Source organism: Arthrobacter sp. TE12231 (genome assembly GCF_054062895.1).
On record NZ_JBSSFS010000001.1, the window covers coordinates 2374782 to 2389050 of the forward strand.

The window sequence follows — 14269 nt, forward strand, 5'->3', positions numbered from 1 at the left end:
GCATGCCCTTGATGAACCAGCCCGGCTGCGCCGTGGTCCGCGGAGCCACAGCCCTCCGCCCGGAATCCGAATCCGAATCCGAATCCGAATCCGAATCCGCCGAGAGGCTAAGCCAGGGCCAAAGAAAACTTTGGTAAGGGTGCATCCGGGCAGGGCCTTTGGCCGGTAGTAAGGGTGTAAGTACAACCACCGCCCCATGTGGGCCTCGATGAGGAGTTGGAAATGCGTAAAACACTTTCTGCAGCCGCCGGAGCAATGACGCTGCTGGCAGCACTGTCGCTGGCCGCCCCGGCCCAGGCCGGCACCTGGCACCACCGCGACGATGGAACAGCAAAACTGTCCGTCCTCCACGGCGTTCCGGGCCTTACCGTCGACGTCTGGGTCGACGGCAAGCTCACCCTGGATAACTTCACACCGGGCACATTGGCCGGGCCGTTGAACGTCCCGGACGGAGACCACAAGATTGCGATCACCGGTGCCGACGCCACCAGCGCCGACAACCCCGTGATAGGCCCGGTCACAGTGGACCTCGAAGCGGGCCGGGACTACACGGCGGTCGCTCATCTGGCCGCTGACGGGACCCCCACGGCCACGTTGTTCACCAATGACACCTCCGCCAGCCCGGATGGAAAGGGCAAGCTGACCGTCCGGCACGTCGCTGCGGCCCCCGCCGTCGATGTCCTGGCCGGCGGGACAGTAGTCATTGAAGGACTCACCAACCCGCATCAGAAGACCCTCACCCTCAAGGCCGGAACCGTCTCTGCCTCGGTCGCAGCAGAGGGAACCACAGCTCCGCTGATCGGCCCCGCGGACGTCAAGGTCACCGAGGGGAAGAACACCATCGTCTACGCCTGGGGAAGCCTCGCGGACAACCTCGACGTCGCCGTACAGGTCGTGGACTCCTCATCGCACGGACACGAAGGCCACCACGAGTAGCCCTCCGCAGCTCCTGCAGCCCAGCCCGTTCTGCCGGTGGGGACGCGTTGTCCGCGTCCCCACCGGCCCGCGCACCGTGACCACCCGGACGGCTGACGCCGTCCGGCCATGGCGGAGTCCCCCGCCGGAGCGGCATAATGTGGTTCAACAAGGCCCGTTGCCGCTCAAAGGAGCACCTGATGGAGGCTGCCGCCGCGCATGATTGGGACCCCGGTCTCGATCAGGCGTTTGCCGGCGGCCACGAACGCATCCTTGCCGAGGTCTACCGACGGTTTAGTCCGCTGGTTTACACGCTGGCGCTGAGATCCCTGGGAGAGCGTGCCGCTGCCGACGACGTCACCCAGGAGGTTTTCATTAGGGCCTGGAAATCACGGACCAGCTTTCGCCCCGAGGCGGCGCGGCTGCCGGCGTGGCTGATCGGGATTGCCCGCAACGCAGTCTCCGACGCTTTGTCCGCCCGCTCCCGCCAGCGCCATCTCGAACAAGCGGCCATTCACCTGGTGGTTGCCCCCGTTTCCCGCCCAGATGCTGGGGACGTCGAAGAGGTCGCCGACCGCCTGACGTTGGACGAAGAACTGGAGCACTTAGGGGATCCACAGCAGACAATAATGCGGCTGGCGTTCTACGAAGACCTGACCCACGACCAGATCTCATCGCGGCTGAACCTGCCGCTCGGGACCGTCAAAAGCCACATCCGGCGCAGCCTCACCCGCTTACGCACCCGCCTGGAGGTGGAACATGGAACACCTTGACGCCGAACTTCTCAGTCTGCTGGCCCTTGGCGAGCCCCTGGGCACAGACAACGACGCAGACCACCTCGCCAACTGCCCCCAGTGCGGCGAAACCCTCCGAAACCTGCGGCACACCGTGCACATAGCCACCCTCGACCCCACGGACATCGAACTCGAGAAACCCGGCAGCCAGAACTGGACCGCCATCCATCAAGCCCTCGGGCTCTCCCCGGACCTCGCGACGGACCCCCTAACCCGGCGAAGCGACTGGCCTCCCGTGGCATCAGGGACGCCGGCCACCGGTCCTGCTGCAGCGGACACACCGCAGCAGCGCGGCACCGAACCACAGGCGCCGATTCCACTGCGGCGCGGCGCCAAAAAGCGGCATGCCCGTCCCGGTCTCTGGATTACCGCGGTTGCCGCCGGAATCGTTCTCGGCACGGCCGCCGGATGGACCGCCGCCGGAGTCCTCGAACACACCGGCACGCCTGCCCCCGCACCCACCCAGTCGGGTCCCGCCGCCATCATCCTCGCCCAAACATCCCTGACTCCACTGCCCGCGCACACCGGCAGCGGTGACGCCCAGGTGGAGCAACTCCCCGATGGAACCCGGCACCTGATCATCCGGCTCTCCAACGACCACATTTCCGGGTTCCGGGGGGTGTGGGTCGGCTCTGCCGACCTATCCAAGATGGTCAGTCTGGGCGTCCTCGCCAATGAATCCGGCGTCTTTACCATCCCTGCCGGCGTCGACTTGGCCCAATACCCCATCGTCGACATCTCCGACCAGCCGTACAACGGGAACCCGGCCCACTCCGCCGACAGCATCGCCCGCGGAACACTCAACCCTAAAACCTGACCTCCAATACCCTTGGGAACTGAACTACCGGGAGTATTGCCGATGCTGGTTTCAAACCGGCGCCAACCATAATCTGGCCTCATTGAATCTTCGGAGAGGATTTCCGTGCGCGAGCCACTGCTGGTTCTGTCCGGCGCCTCGCTTGTCGCACTGGCCCTGGCATTGGGGTTCATAGCCGGTCGTTCCCCTTTGCAGCGAAACCGCGACGGCGGCCACCGGCAGAGCAGGCAGCTAACTCGCGCAGGGTGCGTATTCCTGGCTACCGGTGGCCTATACGTCGTCTTGGTGCCCGGGGTAGGGATCGATTCAGCCGGAACAGGAATCAGTCTGGACCTTGGGCTCGGGATGCTACTCCTGGCGGGAAACTGGTTCATCTTCCGCCAGGAGGTAGTCCGCTACCAGGTGAGGGTGGCAGCGGCCCTCTACAACGTCCAAATCCCCGCGGACCCGGCGCTGGTCAGGACCGCCCAATCCGTCGGCGCGTGGCTCCGCGGCGTACTCTTCTTCACCGGACTCTTCCTCCTACTCCTCCTGCTGATCTTTCGTTAAAGCGCAGCACTCCGATGTAAATCTCAGAGAACAAGGGAACTCTGAACCGTCGTGCCGGGCCCCTGTTGCGGGCCGGTGGCGCACTGCTAGCATGGGCCGGTGGTGACGTAATCGCCCACCCGGAGCCAAGGAGAATCCCGATGACGACCCGACTCAATCCCTATCTGAGTTTCCGCAACAATGCCCGCGAAGCCATGGAGTTTTACAAGGACGTCTTCGGCGGCGAGCTGACCATCAGCACCTTTGCCGACTTTCAGGCGAGCCAGGATCCTGCCGAAGAGAATCTGGTGATGCATGCACAGCTGGAATCGCCCTCGGGGCTGACACTGATGGGGTCGGACACGCCCGCCCGCATGGAGTTCCAGCCCGGCAACACCTACAGCGTTTCCCTCAGCGGTGATGACGACGCCGAACTCCGCGGCTACTGGGAGAAGCTCGCCGACGGCGGCGCCGTCTCCATGCCACTCGAAACCGCGCCCTGGGGCGACACCTTCGGCATGTGCAACGACAAATTCGGTGTGGCATGGCTGGTCAACATCGCCGGCGCCAAGGACTAGCACCCGACCTTCTGCATCTCTTGTGACCGCTGGACATTACGCCCACCGGTGACAGCCGCCGCGTTCAGTCGCGGTCTTGAAAACGTCGAAACACCCCGTTTCTTGGACGCAGTCCGTCGTACGGAGTCCCCCACGGCCCGGGTCCAGAGTCGGATGCGGATGCGGATGCGGATGCCATGATCATGTCGACCGTCCACGTGGACCGGTAGCCGGGCCCCGGGCATCGGCGGTAGGTTGTCGCCATGGGACAGAATTCCTCAGACCATCGGGATGTGCTCACTGATCGGCTCCTGGGTATCGCGGAGTTCAGCCACGCGCATTGGTTTTTCGGCAATCTCTACGAGGCCATCGTCAAAGTCCCGCACCGGGTCGCGGCCGCCGAAGCCAGCCGTGAACTCCCCCGGTCCCCCTTCGGCGCCGGAAGCCCGGGCCGGTACTACGCCCCGATCGCCCCGGTCATCGCCCCTGCCGCCATCGCCGCCCTCGTGGCCGGCTGGAAGCACGCCGACAGCAGGCCCTGGCTGATAGTGGCCGCCGCCAGCTCCACAACCGGTGCGGCCGCGACCGCGTACCTGCTCCGGAACATCAACCCCAAGCTGTTCTTCAGCCCACAACCACTCAGCGAAAGCCTCCGCCAGCCCCTGCTGCAACGCTGGTACAGGGTCCACGCGCTCAGACTCACCGCCAGCGCCACGGCCCTGGCTGCCATTCATCAGGCACGAACCATCCGCCTCAAAAACCACGCCTGACACCCTGTTTCCAAGCGGGGGCACGAGACGCGCGGGTGCCCTTTGCGGATCCTTTAACGTTCAGGACCGCTCGGGTGTACTCGCTGCACCGACTCGGGCATGGAAGTAACAAACACCGGGTGGCGGACGCAGGGTGCGAGTTGGGTGGCTGCGGGCCAAGCTGAGTAGCTTTCGCCGTCCTCAGCCCTAGGTCGCGCCGTGCTTTATGTGCGCCTCAAGGACGTCACGGACGCTCGTCCAAGCCTGCGGCCCGTAGCGGTCGTTGTTCACGTGATGCAGTTCAGCCTCGCCACTGAACATACTGACGAAGTACTGCATACCCTGCCAGGCAGGGAAGGCCGCTTCCTCGTCCTTTGATACGCGACGCCCGATCCGGGCCATGCCGGACAACATTCCCGTGGTGCCTGCCCACTGGGTGGTGAACGCAGCGCCAGTGAGCTCAGTCATGATCCGCGCGATGCCTCGGGCTGTTACGCGGTCCCCGGCCACCTCGACGACGCGTGGCGCGGCGTCGTCCAGTGCCACGTGCGCGACGGTGCGGGCGACGTCGTCCTTGGTGGTGAAGTCCAGCAGCTGGTCCGGCGAGGACCAGTAGAGGATCTTGTGCCGCCTGAACAGGATCATCGGAGCCTGTCCGGTCAGCATGTCCGCGAAGGCTCCGTTGAGCACGGACGTGGCGTGGAGCGGCTTGGCATCGAGGTCGGCGGCGAACTCCCTGCGCAGCTCGAAGTTGCGGTTGCTGCCCGGGGTGACCCGGCGATAATCAGCCGAGTAGTCGGACGGGATGAAGCGTGTCACACCGGCCTCAACGGCCGCAGCTAGCAGCGCCTGCTGGACGTCGAGGATGACGGAGCGCCCGCCGCTGACTGCGGACACAACGATGTCGGCTCCCGAGAGGGCGTCGACGAGGCCGACGTGGTCCGTATAGGCGGCCTCGCGAATCTCAACGCGGTCCCGCTCCCCGTACATCGCCTGGGCGGTTCCGCCGCCCGGGCGGGTCAGAACACGAACGAAGGCTTCGGGGTCGGCGGCGAGCAGCTCTCGGACGATCCGGTGGCCGAGGTCACCAGTGGCTCCGGCGACGAGGACAGTGGTCATAATGAGGTGCTCTTCTCTGTGTGAGTGGCGTCGCGGGAGTTTGGTACGACATCGACGGACTGAGAGGTGGGGTGCAGTCAACGGCCGCTCCGTGCCGGCAACGACACCGACTATGACTCGGGCTGTGGATGGTTAGGCGTTCGTACCCGGAGCGTCCCGGTGCGAACTCCGCTGCCGCCCGTCGCGTTCACTCCTCCGTCGCGTTTGTGGGCTGCGTGCCAGCGCTGCAGCGTCCGCAGTCCGATGCCTTCGTCTGCGGAGAGAGTCGTCAGCGGCACGCCCTCTTCGATATGCCGGCGCAGGATCTGCCAGCGCACCAACGCTGTCTGATCAGGCATGGAGGCAGTGTCACCGGTGAGGGTGCCGCTGCCTCCGGCCGTCATCGGACTGTTTTCTGTGCCGCTGTTGAACGCCGCCGCGTCGCAACAGGGCCCGGTTCGCGCCGGAGCGCCCGGTAGACGGTGGTCCGGCTGACGCCGAGGACCTCGCCGATTTTCTCGACCGTCATGTCCTTCTGCTCATACATCCGGCGGGCGGTCCGGAGCTTGTCCTTCGTCAGCAAAGGGGGCCGACCACCAACGCGCCCGCGCGCCCGCGCAGTCTGAAGGCCTGCGTTGGTCCGCTCACGGATCAGATCCCGCTCGAATTCGGCAAGTGCCGCGAACACGTGAAAGACGAGACGTCCGCCTGAGGAGGTAGTGTCGATTGCCTCCTGCACGGACCGGAACCCAACCCCCCGATCCTGAAGATCGGCCAGCTGGTCGATCAGATGCCGGATGGACCTGCCGAGCCGGTCCAGTCTCCACACAACCAGCGTGTCCCCGGGACGGAGCTGATCCAGAACCTTCGTTAGTTCAGGCCGGGACTCCAGAGACCCGGAAGCCGTGTCGGTGAAGATCCGGTAGCAGCCGGCAGCCTTCAAGGCGTCCTGCTGCAGGGCCGCGTCCTGATCGCCGGTCGATACCCGGGCATAGCCCAACAGATGTCCCATGCGCCCAAATGTACCAATACCCGTCAACAAGCAGAAGAACCGGCACATAGAAACCGGCACTTAGTTTCGCTACAAAGATCGAGGGATCATTGAATCTCTTTGATGAGTTTGCTCATTTGTAGCAGATACGGTCGTTTTTGGAACGCGCTACATCTACTTAGCAGCGGCCCGCAGCGCTGTCGCGAGGGGCGCGGTTCCGTCTTCCGTTGCGAGCGTGGCTGCCAGCTGGCGTGCTCGTGCGGCGCAGGCCGGCGTCGTGGCGGCCTGCATGATGGCGTCGGACAGCCGTTCGGTGGTGAGTTCCTTGTAGGGGACCTGTTGCGGGCCCGCGCCGAGGGACGTGATCCGTGCGGCCCAGAACGGTTGGTCCGTATATATCGGCACGCAGACCGTCCGCACTCCGGCGCGCAGCCCCGCCGCGGCGGTTCCTGCTCCGGCGTGGTGGACGACCGCGGCCGTCTGCGGGAACAACCATTCGTGCGGAACAGCACCGATGCTGATGGCATCGGGCCCGGCGACACCCTGTACGCCCTGCAGTACCGCGCGAACCCCGGCACGGCGCGCGGCGTCGAGCATGAATTCTGCGTCCAGGGCCGCACTGCTACCAAAGCCGATGAACACCGGGGGGCGGTCCATCCGCGAGGTATTCGACCAGCTCCGCAGGTGGCTGCCAGCCCGGCTCACCTTCCGACCACCAGTAGCCGGTCATGGTGAGCCCGGATCGCCAGTCCGCCGGACGCGGGAATACGGTGGGGCTGATGCCGTGGAGAACGGGAAGGACGCCATGAAAGTGGCGGGGCCGTTGAGGGACCGGCTAGCGGGCGCGGGTCGCATTGTTGCTGGAGGCCCTAACAACGCGTGCGTAGCGCTGGCCCTTTGGTCTCTCATGCGATGGGAATCAGGCTAGGTTTTCACTCATGGATGTTAAAGCGCCGAAGCCGTGGTTCCGACCAAACAAGTCCAACGCGGGCTGGCATCCCAGTTCGTTGCAGGGCGGGCTGACCACTGGCGTCATCGTCGCCGCGGTGGTCACCGTTGTCGTGCTGTTCAGAACTGGGGTGCTGTGATGCGGATGTCATCGTGAGCGGCTTCCTTGCCTGGGTCGCGGGTTCCGGCATAGTCCAGGGTCTGATCATGGGCCTAACCTTCGCGTACCTCACCACAGTCCTGGTCTTGAACGCCGTGGCGAAGACGGAGACGAAGACCGTCAATGGCTGGAGCGCGATTCGCAAAGCTGGCCGTCCAGGCAACGGACTACTGGTTCGTGCGGCCTTGCAGAAGGCGCTCCCGGTTGTCAGCGTGTTTGAAGAGGCCGCCTACTGGACAGCGACCAGTGATGACGCGGGGAAGCGTCTCAGTGGGGAACATGCGTATCGCCTTCATTTCTCGGCAGGTCAGCTTCCACCGCATGATGCCTTCTGGTCGCTAACCGCGACGGACACCGTCGGCTATATGGTCAACGCCCCAACCGGGCGGGCAAGCGTGAACGACCACTCTGGTCTCGTGACGAACGCCGACGGCTCAGTCGACATTCTGCTCCAACCGAATCAGCCATCCGGCACAGCGCAGAACTGGGTAGCGACACCGCCCGGCCGGTTCAAGCTCATGCTCCGCGTCTATCTACCCGGAGCGGCCATCCTAGACGGCTGGTACGAGGCTCCGCCGGTCGTACAGGTGCAGTCATGAATCGCCTGATCCTGAAACACGCCACTCCGGCGACCATCGCCATCCTGGCAATCTTCGCGTGGGTCACCTACAGGCGAATCGCGGCCGGCGGTTTGGGCTCGATCACTCTGCTGGCAGCGACAACTGTGGCCATCTGGGTGATCGGGACAATCGTCTTCATCTACTTCTGGCCGCGGATCACAGTGGGCGGCTTCAAACGAATATTTGTCCGGCGCGGGCTGGGTGGCGGACCGATCCCTGTGAACACGATCTGTGCCGTGCCAGAGAGCCCGTCTCAGTCCGCTTTGTCCGGCAGTGTCATCGCGACCGGCACCGACGACGTCCTGTACTTTGGCGGCTGGTTGGATGTCACCGCCGGACCACAAGTGCTGCACGTGCCCGAGATGGAACAACGCTATTACAGCGTGCAGTTCACCGACCCGACCAGCGGCGCCAACTTTGCCTACGTGGGCAAACGCACCACTGGAACCGCTAACGGCGACTTCCTCCTCTGCGAACCCAAATGGCACGGGGATACGCCACACGGCATGACCCGGATCGACGTGCCCCACAACTCCGCCCTGCTGATCGGTCGGGTCTTCGTCGCCAACGAAGATGACCGCCACACGGCCTACGAACTCGCGAAGCTGATCCAGCTCACGCCAGCAAAAACAGCGTGAGCCTTCGCGAAAACCGATCCCCACGGCTCCGAACTCGCCACCCACAAGGCACCCGTTGAGGGATCCCTAGGGCGTCGTTAGCGGGGGAAGCTGCGCTCGTTAGCCGGTACCTTCACCGTAGTTCGGCCCGCTGGGAATGTGTACGCACGACTTCGTCGATGCAATACTGCGTTCATGAACATCCAAGAGTGGTGGCCTCTGGTCGATGCGGAAACACGCGACTGGCTCCTTGAGCACAACGGGGAGCCGCTGCCACCGAATGTAATCGCAGGCATCATGGCGGTTACGGGCGGCACGACCGATTCTGAGTGGTGGGCTGGCGAACCAGCAGACGGTCCCCGGCTTTCCGACGAGGCTGTGGATTGGATCGAGGCTGTCGCCAACGACGAGGAACTGACTGCCGGCTGAAATTTCCTACCGCGTCCCGCTGAGGGTTCCCCTTGCGGGCAGGCAGACTCCTTCTGCTAATCCGACTCGGCGTCTCGAAACCTCGGTGTCTCGAAACCCATGCCATGCAAGACGACCGGTGCGTGCATAACCGCCATTCTGAGCTGTGGCCCGTGACCTGGGCATGTCCCGCGCGACCCTGCACCGCCGGATCGGAGAGCCGGATGCCCGGCAACGGATCACCTCTCAGACCCGCTGAGGCAGACCGGCAGCAGTGCACTGCCTATGGCCCCCGCACTGGCCGGTTCACCCGACCGGGCTTGCGGGGCACTCCACATCCCGAAGTCCCAGGAGCGCAGGTCAACCAGATTGCCGACACCAACTGTTGCCCCTGCAAACGATCGCACATAGGCTCGTCCATGTGAGTGGCGGGGACGGTATTCCGAGAAGCGGAACCGCCCAGCGACCCGTGAAGGAAATCAAGCATGGCAACAGGTACTGTCAAGTGGTTCAACTCCGAAAAGGGCTTCGGCTTCATTGCCCCTGACGACGGAAGCGCTGACGTGTTCGCACACTATTCGGCAATCGCATCCAGCGGTTACCGCTCGCTCGACGAGAACCAGAAGGTTCAGTTCGACATCACTCAGGGCCCCAAGGGCCCCCAGGCTGAGAACATCCAGCCGCTCTAACAGTCCCCGAGAGACTGGTCAGCCGATGCGGCCGGCCAGTCTCTTGCTCTGCCCGGGAGCCAGAGTAAACATCTGGCACGATGACGTTAATCCGGGCAGCAGGTCGCCGATCAAGTCGAGGACCCACCTGTCACTTCAAGAATTAGTGTGCCGGGAACGCGAGTTTTTGGCCTATTTTGATTCCACCAAATACCGGGCGTCGAATCGGGCCTTCGGCTATCCTCTCCTCCAGGCCACACCTAGCGCCCGGGAACGATGGCAGGGAGGCCGCCGGCAAGAGCGCGCTGAGCGGCCTCGGTCCGGGCTTGCAGTGTGCTGCGCTCGAAGTCGTAGACAAAGAGGGCCGCGCCTGCCCGGTCGGCGAACTCAATCGACGCCTCCGTGTGTCCGGTCCTCGCGAAGAACAGCGCCTGCTTGCCCTCGATGTGCGCCACCCCGACGACGGCCCGGATCATGGCAGGCGGGATGCCTGAGGCGTGGTGTTTGACTTCCGCCGGGGCCCGGATGCCCATCGCGTCAACCTTGCCCACCGCCCGGGTCGCCTCAACCTGGCCACGCCTTAGAACACTGCAGGACCTCGATCCCGCCTTCGAACTCAACGACTAGGGGAACACCACCGCCGGGCGCGCCAAACCCGCTCAGGAGCTGTCATGTTGCTGCACGACTTCTTGCAGTACCGGTGACTCCTGTTGACGCCTGCGGCGGGAGAAGAGTCTTCCTGAACGTTCCTTCCCGTGACCGGTTCGTCCCGCCGACGTAGAATCGTGCTGGACAAGGAGCGCCGGGCGGCGCAGCGCCACGGCCAATCCAAGGAGGACCCTATGCGCCATGCCACAACCAGCCCTGAGGCTGCCGCCGCCGCACAAACCCTGTTCCGGGTCGCCCTCGGAGGCGTGCTCATCGCTCACGGATCCCAGAAACTCTTCGGGTGGTTCGGCGGAGGAGGCATCGAAGGGACCAGCAAGGGCATGCACGCCATGGGCTTTCGCCCAGCAAAACCCAGTGCCATCCTCGCAGGCGTGGGTGAAGCAGGAGCCGGTGTTGCCCTGGCCCTGGGGCTGGCCACTCCCGTCGCCGGCGCCGCCGCTGCCACCACGATGGGCGTCGCGGCCAGCGTCCATGCCCCTAACGGCTTCTTCGCGACAGAGGGCGGCCTTGAGTACCCCGCGGTGCTGGGCTTGGCGGCAGCATCGTTCACCATCGGAGGGCCCGGACCCTTCTCCCTGGACTCGCTGACCGGCCACGTCCTGGACCGGCCCTGGATGCGGGCAGCTGCCTTAGCCGTGATACCGGCAGCCATCGGCATCCAGATCTACCGACGGCGTAAAGCCTTGGCCGACGACACGGTGGCACCGGATTCCGGATCGCCGGTGGAAGAAGGCTAAACCTATCCCGACACGCCTCAGGCGCCCATGCATTGGCCAACCAAGCCCCTAATTCAGCAGTCTCCTAGGGGGAATCTGCCATGCGGGGTCAGCGCCAGCCGAGCTGCGGCGCCACATACTTCAGGATCGACTCGATGACGTGGGCGTTGTAGTCGACACCGAGCTGGTTGGGGCCCGTGAGCAGTAGGGTATCTGCGCTGGCGATCGCCTCGTCCTCCGCCAGCTTCGCCGCCAGCTCATCCGGGGCGCCGGCGTAGGAGCGGCCAAAGACCGCGCGCGTTTTCTCGTCGATGTTGCCCACCTGGTCGGAGCTGTGGCGGTCGCGGCCGAAATATTGCCAGTCGCACTCGTCCGTCAGTGCGAAGATGCTGCGGCTGACCGAGACGCGCGGCTCCCGCTCGTGCCCCGACTCCTTCCAGGCCTGCCGGTAGAGCTCGATCTGCTCGGCCTGCTGGACGTGGAAGGGCTTGCCGCTCTCGTCATCCTTGAGCGTGGAGCTCTGCAGGTTCATGCCGAGCTTCGCCGCCCAGATAGCCGTGGCGTTCGAACCGGAACCCCACCAGATGCGCTCGCGCAGGCCCTCCGAGTACGGCTCCACGCGCAGCAGTCCCGGAGGGTTCGGGAACATCGGGCGGGGGCTCGGCGCCGCGAAGCCCTCGCCAGTGAGTACCTCGAGCAGACGTTCAGTATGCCTGCGGCCCATATCGGCGTCCGACTCGCCCTCGCCGGGGGCGAAGCCGAAGTGACGCCACCCGTCGACGACCTGCTCGGGTGAACCCCTACTGATGCCCAGCTGCGGCCGTCCGCCCGAGATCAGGTCGGCCGCGCCGGCGTCGTCCGCCATGTAGAGCGGGTTCTCGTAGCGCATGTCGATCACGCCGGTACCGATCTCAATGCCGCTTGTCCGTGCCCCGATCGCAGCGAGCAGCGGAAACGGGGAGGCGTATTGCTGCGCGAAGTGGTGGACACGGAAGTAAGCGCCATCCGCCCCCAACTCCTCGGCCGCGACCGCGAGGTCGATCCCCTCCAACAGCGCATCCGACGCGTTGCGCGTGCCGGACTCCGGGTGGTCAGTCCAATGGCCGAAGGACAGCAGCAAAAAAGAAAAAGAGCTTCTACAGCCCGAGCGCAGCGAGGTCCGAGGGCCTAACTCGGGCGCTACCTGGGTGAGGATGGAAATGAAGGCCTCCGTCACCCGCCGTTCAGGAGCACCTATGTTGTGGTGCTCTCGCGTGCAGCGATGGCTTGCTGGTGGCGGTAGAGCGTTGCGCGGCTCCAGCCGACGAGGCGGGCGGCGTCTTCGGCGGTGCGTCCCTTCGCGCGGGCGTCATGGGCGATCGCCAGTTTGTCCGCGATGACGTTCGGGTCGGACACCGGCCGGCCGAAGCGTGTGCCGTTCTGCCTCGCGGCTGCAATGCCGGCGGTGACCCGCTCTACGATCAGCTCGAGCTCATACTCGGCAAGGGTGGCGAGCATATTCAGCATCATGCGCCCGGTCCAGGTTGCCGGGTCAATGCCGTCGGCGATCGAGCGAACATGGATCCCGCGGTCGCGCAGCACGGTCACGGTCACGGTGTTGAGCACGTCGATCAGTGACCTGCCCAACCGGTCGACCCGCCACACCACGACGGTGTCGCCATCCTCGGCGTACTCGAGGAGCTTTTTCATCCCGGGACGCTCGATCGCGGTCTTGGTTCCCGGGGTCACGTCGGCGAAGACGTCGCGTTTCTGCACGCCGGCGATCGCCCGGTGGTGAAGTAGGCCAGGAACGCGTCCTTCCATCGGCGCAGGGTGCGGCCAAGGCGGGCGATCTCGGGGATCGGGCAGGTGGGGAACGTGTCTACAACGCGTTGCGCGATTCGTCGTCCGTCGGCCAGGTTCTTCTGGTGGTAGGCGGAGCGGAACAGCTGGCCGCACTGCCACGCGACGAACACTTCGTCGTGCGCGGGGTCGGCCTCGACCGCGGCGTGCAGGCGGGCGCTTTGCTTGTCGGTGAGGTTCTCTTCCCCGGCACGGAGGATGGTCTGGATCCCGTAGAGCGGGTCGCCCTTGCGTCCCCGATGCCCGAGCGTGTCCTGCTGCACCCGGCGGCGGACTTCGTCGACCGCTGCGGTGCCGAGCTTGACCACGTGGAATGCGTCGAGCACCGCGACAGCGTCCTGCAGCTTGTCGTCGATCGCGGTCTTGTAGCCAGCGAACGGGTCCAACGCGGCGATCTTGACGCCCTCCCGGAACGCGTCGCCACGCTCGTCGAGCCAGACCTTATAGACGGCCCCGGACCGGCCGGGCACGAGATCCAGCAGCCTGGCCCGCGTTCTCCCCTTCGCGTCGCGGGTGAGGTCGACCATCCCGGTCAGCTCCTTCGGGCCCCGCTTTCGCGAGTCGACGTGATGCCAGACATGCTCGTCCACCCCGAGTGTCGTGACGTTCTCGAACCGAGACTCGTCGGCGGCGAGCCGCACCAGCTCGGGTTCGATCGCACGCCACACCGTCTTCCACGACGTGCCCAGCTGCCGGGCCAGACCGTGCACGGTCGCGTGTTGGCGACGCAACTGACCGACCGCCCACGCGGTTGTGCGCTGCGTGATCGAACCCCGCGCAGCGACCATCGATGGGAGCTGCTCCACGAACGTCTTCTCGCTGCACGCATCGTCGGTGCACCGCCAGACCCGTTGCCGCCACACGATCCGCACCCGCGTCACGCTGGGCACGTCGTGCAGGACCCGTCGGCGTCGTCCGCGGCCCACGGCGATCACGCCGCACGCCGGGCATCCGGTCGGGGCGGCCGGGCTGGATACCGTCACGACTAGCACGTCCTCACGGCGGTCGACATGCTCGACATGAACACCATCGAGACCAACAAGCAGGTCACAACGGGAACACGGGGCGGTGGCAGAGCGCGCGTCAGCGCACCCCGAAGTAAGGTGAAGCACGTCGAGGTCCTCGGTCGGAATCAGGGAGTTAGCACTACTGATCCTCGGGGACCTCGACCC

General features: G+C 65.1%; 19 protein-coding genes and 1 pseudogene. 12 read left to right on the plus strand and 8 right to left on the minus strand.

What is annotated here, in order from left to right:
• The first annotated feature begins 222 nt into the window (after positions 1–222).
• From ACVWYS_RS10730 to ACVWYS_RS10755, 6 genes are all read left to right on the plus strand, one after another.
• Entirely contained in the window at positions 223–936 is a 714-nt protein-coding gene (locus ACVWYS_RS10730) for a DUF4397 domain-containing protein (protein ID WP_456509711.1), read from the plus strand.
• Between the two features lie 179 nt (positions 937–1115).
• Positions 1116–1688 carry an RNA polymerase sigma factor gene (locus ACVWYS_RS10735; RefSeq protein ID WP_456506759.1) on the plus strand — a complete coding sequence of 191 codons (573 nt, stop codon included), beginning with the start codon at positions 1116–1118 and terminating at the stop codon, positions 1686–1688.
• A complete protein-coding gene (locus ACVWYS_RS10740; RefSeq protein WP_456509712.1) occupies positions 1675–2526 on the plus strand; it encodes an anti-sigma factor in 852 nt (283 codons plus the stop codon). The genes ACVWYS_RS10735 and ACVWYS_RS10740 overlap by 14 nt, the downstream gene beginning before the upstream one ends.
• A gap of 345 nt (positions 2527–2871) precedes the next feature.
• A complete protein-coding gene (locus ACVWYS_RS10745) occupies positions 2872–3075 on the plus strand; it encodes a hypothetical protein (protein WP_456509713.1) in 204 nt (67 codons plus the stop codon).
• Between the two features lie 140 nt (positions 3076–3215).
• Positions 3216–3632: a VOC family protein gene (locus ACVWYS_RS10750; RefSeq protein ID WP_456506762.1), complete on the plus strand. Its 417-nt coding sequence runs from the start codon at positions 3216–3218 to the stop codon at positions 3630–3632.
• 242 nt (positions 3633–3874) lie between these two features.
• Positions 3875–4381: a hypothetical protein gene (locus ACVWYS_RS10755; RefSeq protein ID WP_456506763.1), complete on the plus strand. Its 507-nt coding sequence runs from the start codon at positions 3875–3877 to the stop codon at positions 4379–4381.
• A 186-nt stretch (positions 4382–4567) separates the two neighbouring features.
• On the opposite strand, the gene ACVWYS_RS10760 is transcribed toward ACVWYS_RS10755, so the two are convergent.
• From ACVWYS_RS10760 to ACVWYS_RS10775, 4 genes are all read right to left on the minus strand, one after another.
• Positions 4568–5479 (minus strand): NmrA family NAD(P)-binding protein, encoded by a 912-nt coding sequence (locus tag ACVWYS_RS10760; RefSeq protein WP_456506764.1) that lies wholly within the window; start codon positions 5477–5479, stop codon positions 4568–4570.
• Positions 5480–5589: 110 nt separating this feature from the next.
• Positions 5590–5817 carry a helix-turn-helix domain-containing protein gene (locus ACVWYS_RS10765; RefSeq protein ID WP_456506765.1) on the minus strand — a complete coding sequence of 76 codons (228 nt, stop codon included), beginning with the start codon at positions 5815–5817 and terminating at the stop codon, positions 5590–5592.
• Positions 5818–5858: 41 nt separating this feature from the next.
• Positions 5859–6470 carry a recombinase family protein gene (locus ACVWYS_RS10770; protein ID WP_456506766.1) on the minus strand — a complete coding sequence of 204 codons (612 nt, stop codon included), beginning with the start codon at positions 6468–6470 and terminating at the stop codon, positions 5859–5861.
• A 153-nt stretch (positions 6471–6623) separates the two neighbouring features.
• Entirely contained in the window at positions 6624–7106 is a 483-nt protein-coding gene (locus ACVWYS_RS10775; protein ID WP_456506767.1) for a glycosyltransferase, read from the minus strand.
• Between the two features lie 281 nt (positions 7107–7387).
• On the opposite strand from ACVWYS_RS10775, the gene ACVWYS_RS10780 reads away from it, so the two are divergent.
• From ACVWYS_RS10780 to ACVWYS_RS10800, 5 genes are all read left to right on the plus strand, one after another.
• Positions 7388–7537 carry a hypothetical protein gene (locus ACVWYS_RS10780; protein ID WP_456506768.1) on the plus strand — a complete coding sequence of 50 codons (150 nt, stop codon included), beginning with the start codon at positions 7388–7390 and terminating at the stop codon, positions 7535–7537.
• Between the two features lie 13 nt (positions 7538–7550).
• Complete coding sequence (locus ACVWYS_RS10785) at positions 7551–8156, plus strand: DUF1214 domain-containing protein (protein WP_456506769.1); 606 nt, start codon at positions 7551–7553, stop codon at positions 8154–8156.
• Positions 8153–8815: a DUF1254 domain-containing protein gene (locus ACVWYS_RS10790; protein ID WP_456506770.1), complete on the plus strand. Its 663-nt coding sequence runs from the start codon at positions 8153–8155 to the stop codon at positions 8813–8815. Before ACVWYS_RS10785 ends, ACVWYS_RS10790 begins: the two co-directional genes overlap by 4 nt.
• Positions 8816–8989: 174 nt before the next feature.
• Positions 8990–9223 (plus strand): hypothetical protein, encoded by a 234-nt coding sequence (locus ACVWYS_RS10795; protein WP_456506771.1) that lies wholly within the window; start codon positions 8990–8992, stop codon positions 9221–9223.
• Between the two features lie 464 nt (positions 9224–9687).
• Positions 9688–9891 carry a cold-shock protein gene (locus ACVWYS_RS10800; RefSeq protein ID WP_055802320.1) on the plus strand — a complete coding sequence of 68 codons (204 nt, stop codon included), beginning with the start codon at positions 9688–9690 and terminating at the stop codon, positions 9889–9891.
• Between the two features lie 239 nt (positions 9892–10130).
• Here the strand turns inward: ACVWYS_RS10800 and ACVWYS_RS10805 are convergent, their stop codons facing one another.
• The gene (locus tag ACVWYS_RS10805; RefSeq protein ID WP_456506772.1) at positions 10131–10421 is read right to left on the minus strand and encodes a restriction endonuclease; all 291 of its coding nucleotides are present in this window, start codon (positions 10419–10421) and stop codon (positions 10131–10133) included.
• Between the two features lie 291 nt (positions 10422–10712).
• Between ACVWYS_RS10805 and ACVWYS_RS10810 the strand changes: the two genes are divergently transcribed.
• Entirely contained in the window at positions 10713–11276 is a 564-nt protein-coding gene (locus tag ACVWYS_RS10810) for a DoxX family protein (RefSeq protein WP_456509714.1), read from the plus strand.
• Positions 11277–11364: 88 nt separating this feature from the next.
• Here the strand turns inward: ACVWYS_RS10810 and ACVWYS_RS10815 are convergent, their stop codons facing one another.
• The 3 genes and pseudogenes from ACVWYS_RS10815 to ACVWYS_RS10825 all read right to left on the minus strand — a co-directional run bounded on the left by ACVWYS_RS10815 (position 11365) and on the right by ACVWYS_RS10825 (position 14209).
• Positions 11365–12369 carry an LLM class flavin-dependent oxidoreductase gene (locus ACVWYS_RS10815; protein ID WP_456510286.1) on the minus strand — a complete coding sequence of 335 codons (1005 nt, stop codon included), beginning with the start codon at positions 12367–12369 and terminating at the stop codon, positions 11365–11367.
• 119 nt (positions 12370–12488) lie between these two features.
• Positions 12489–13016, minus strand: a pseudogene (locus ACVWYS_RS10820) (recombinase family protein); the annotation flags it as partial.
• Positions 12980–14209, minus strand: coding sequence for an ISL3 family transposase (locus ACVWYS_RS10825; protein WP_456509715.1), 1230 nt, complete (start codon positions 14207–14209; stop codon positions 12980–12982). The pseudogene ACVWYS_RS10820 and the gene ACVWYS_RS10825, both read right to left, overlap by 37 nt.
• Positions 14210–14269: the final 60 nt, after the last annotated feature.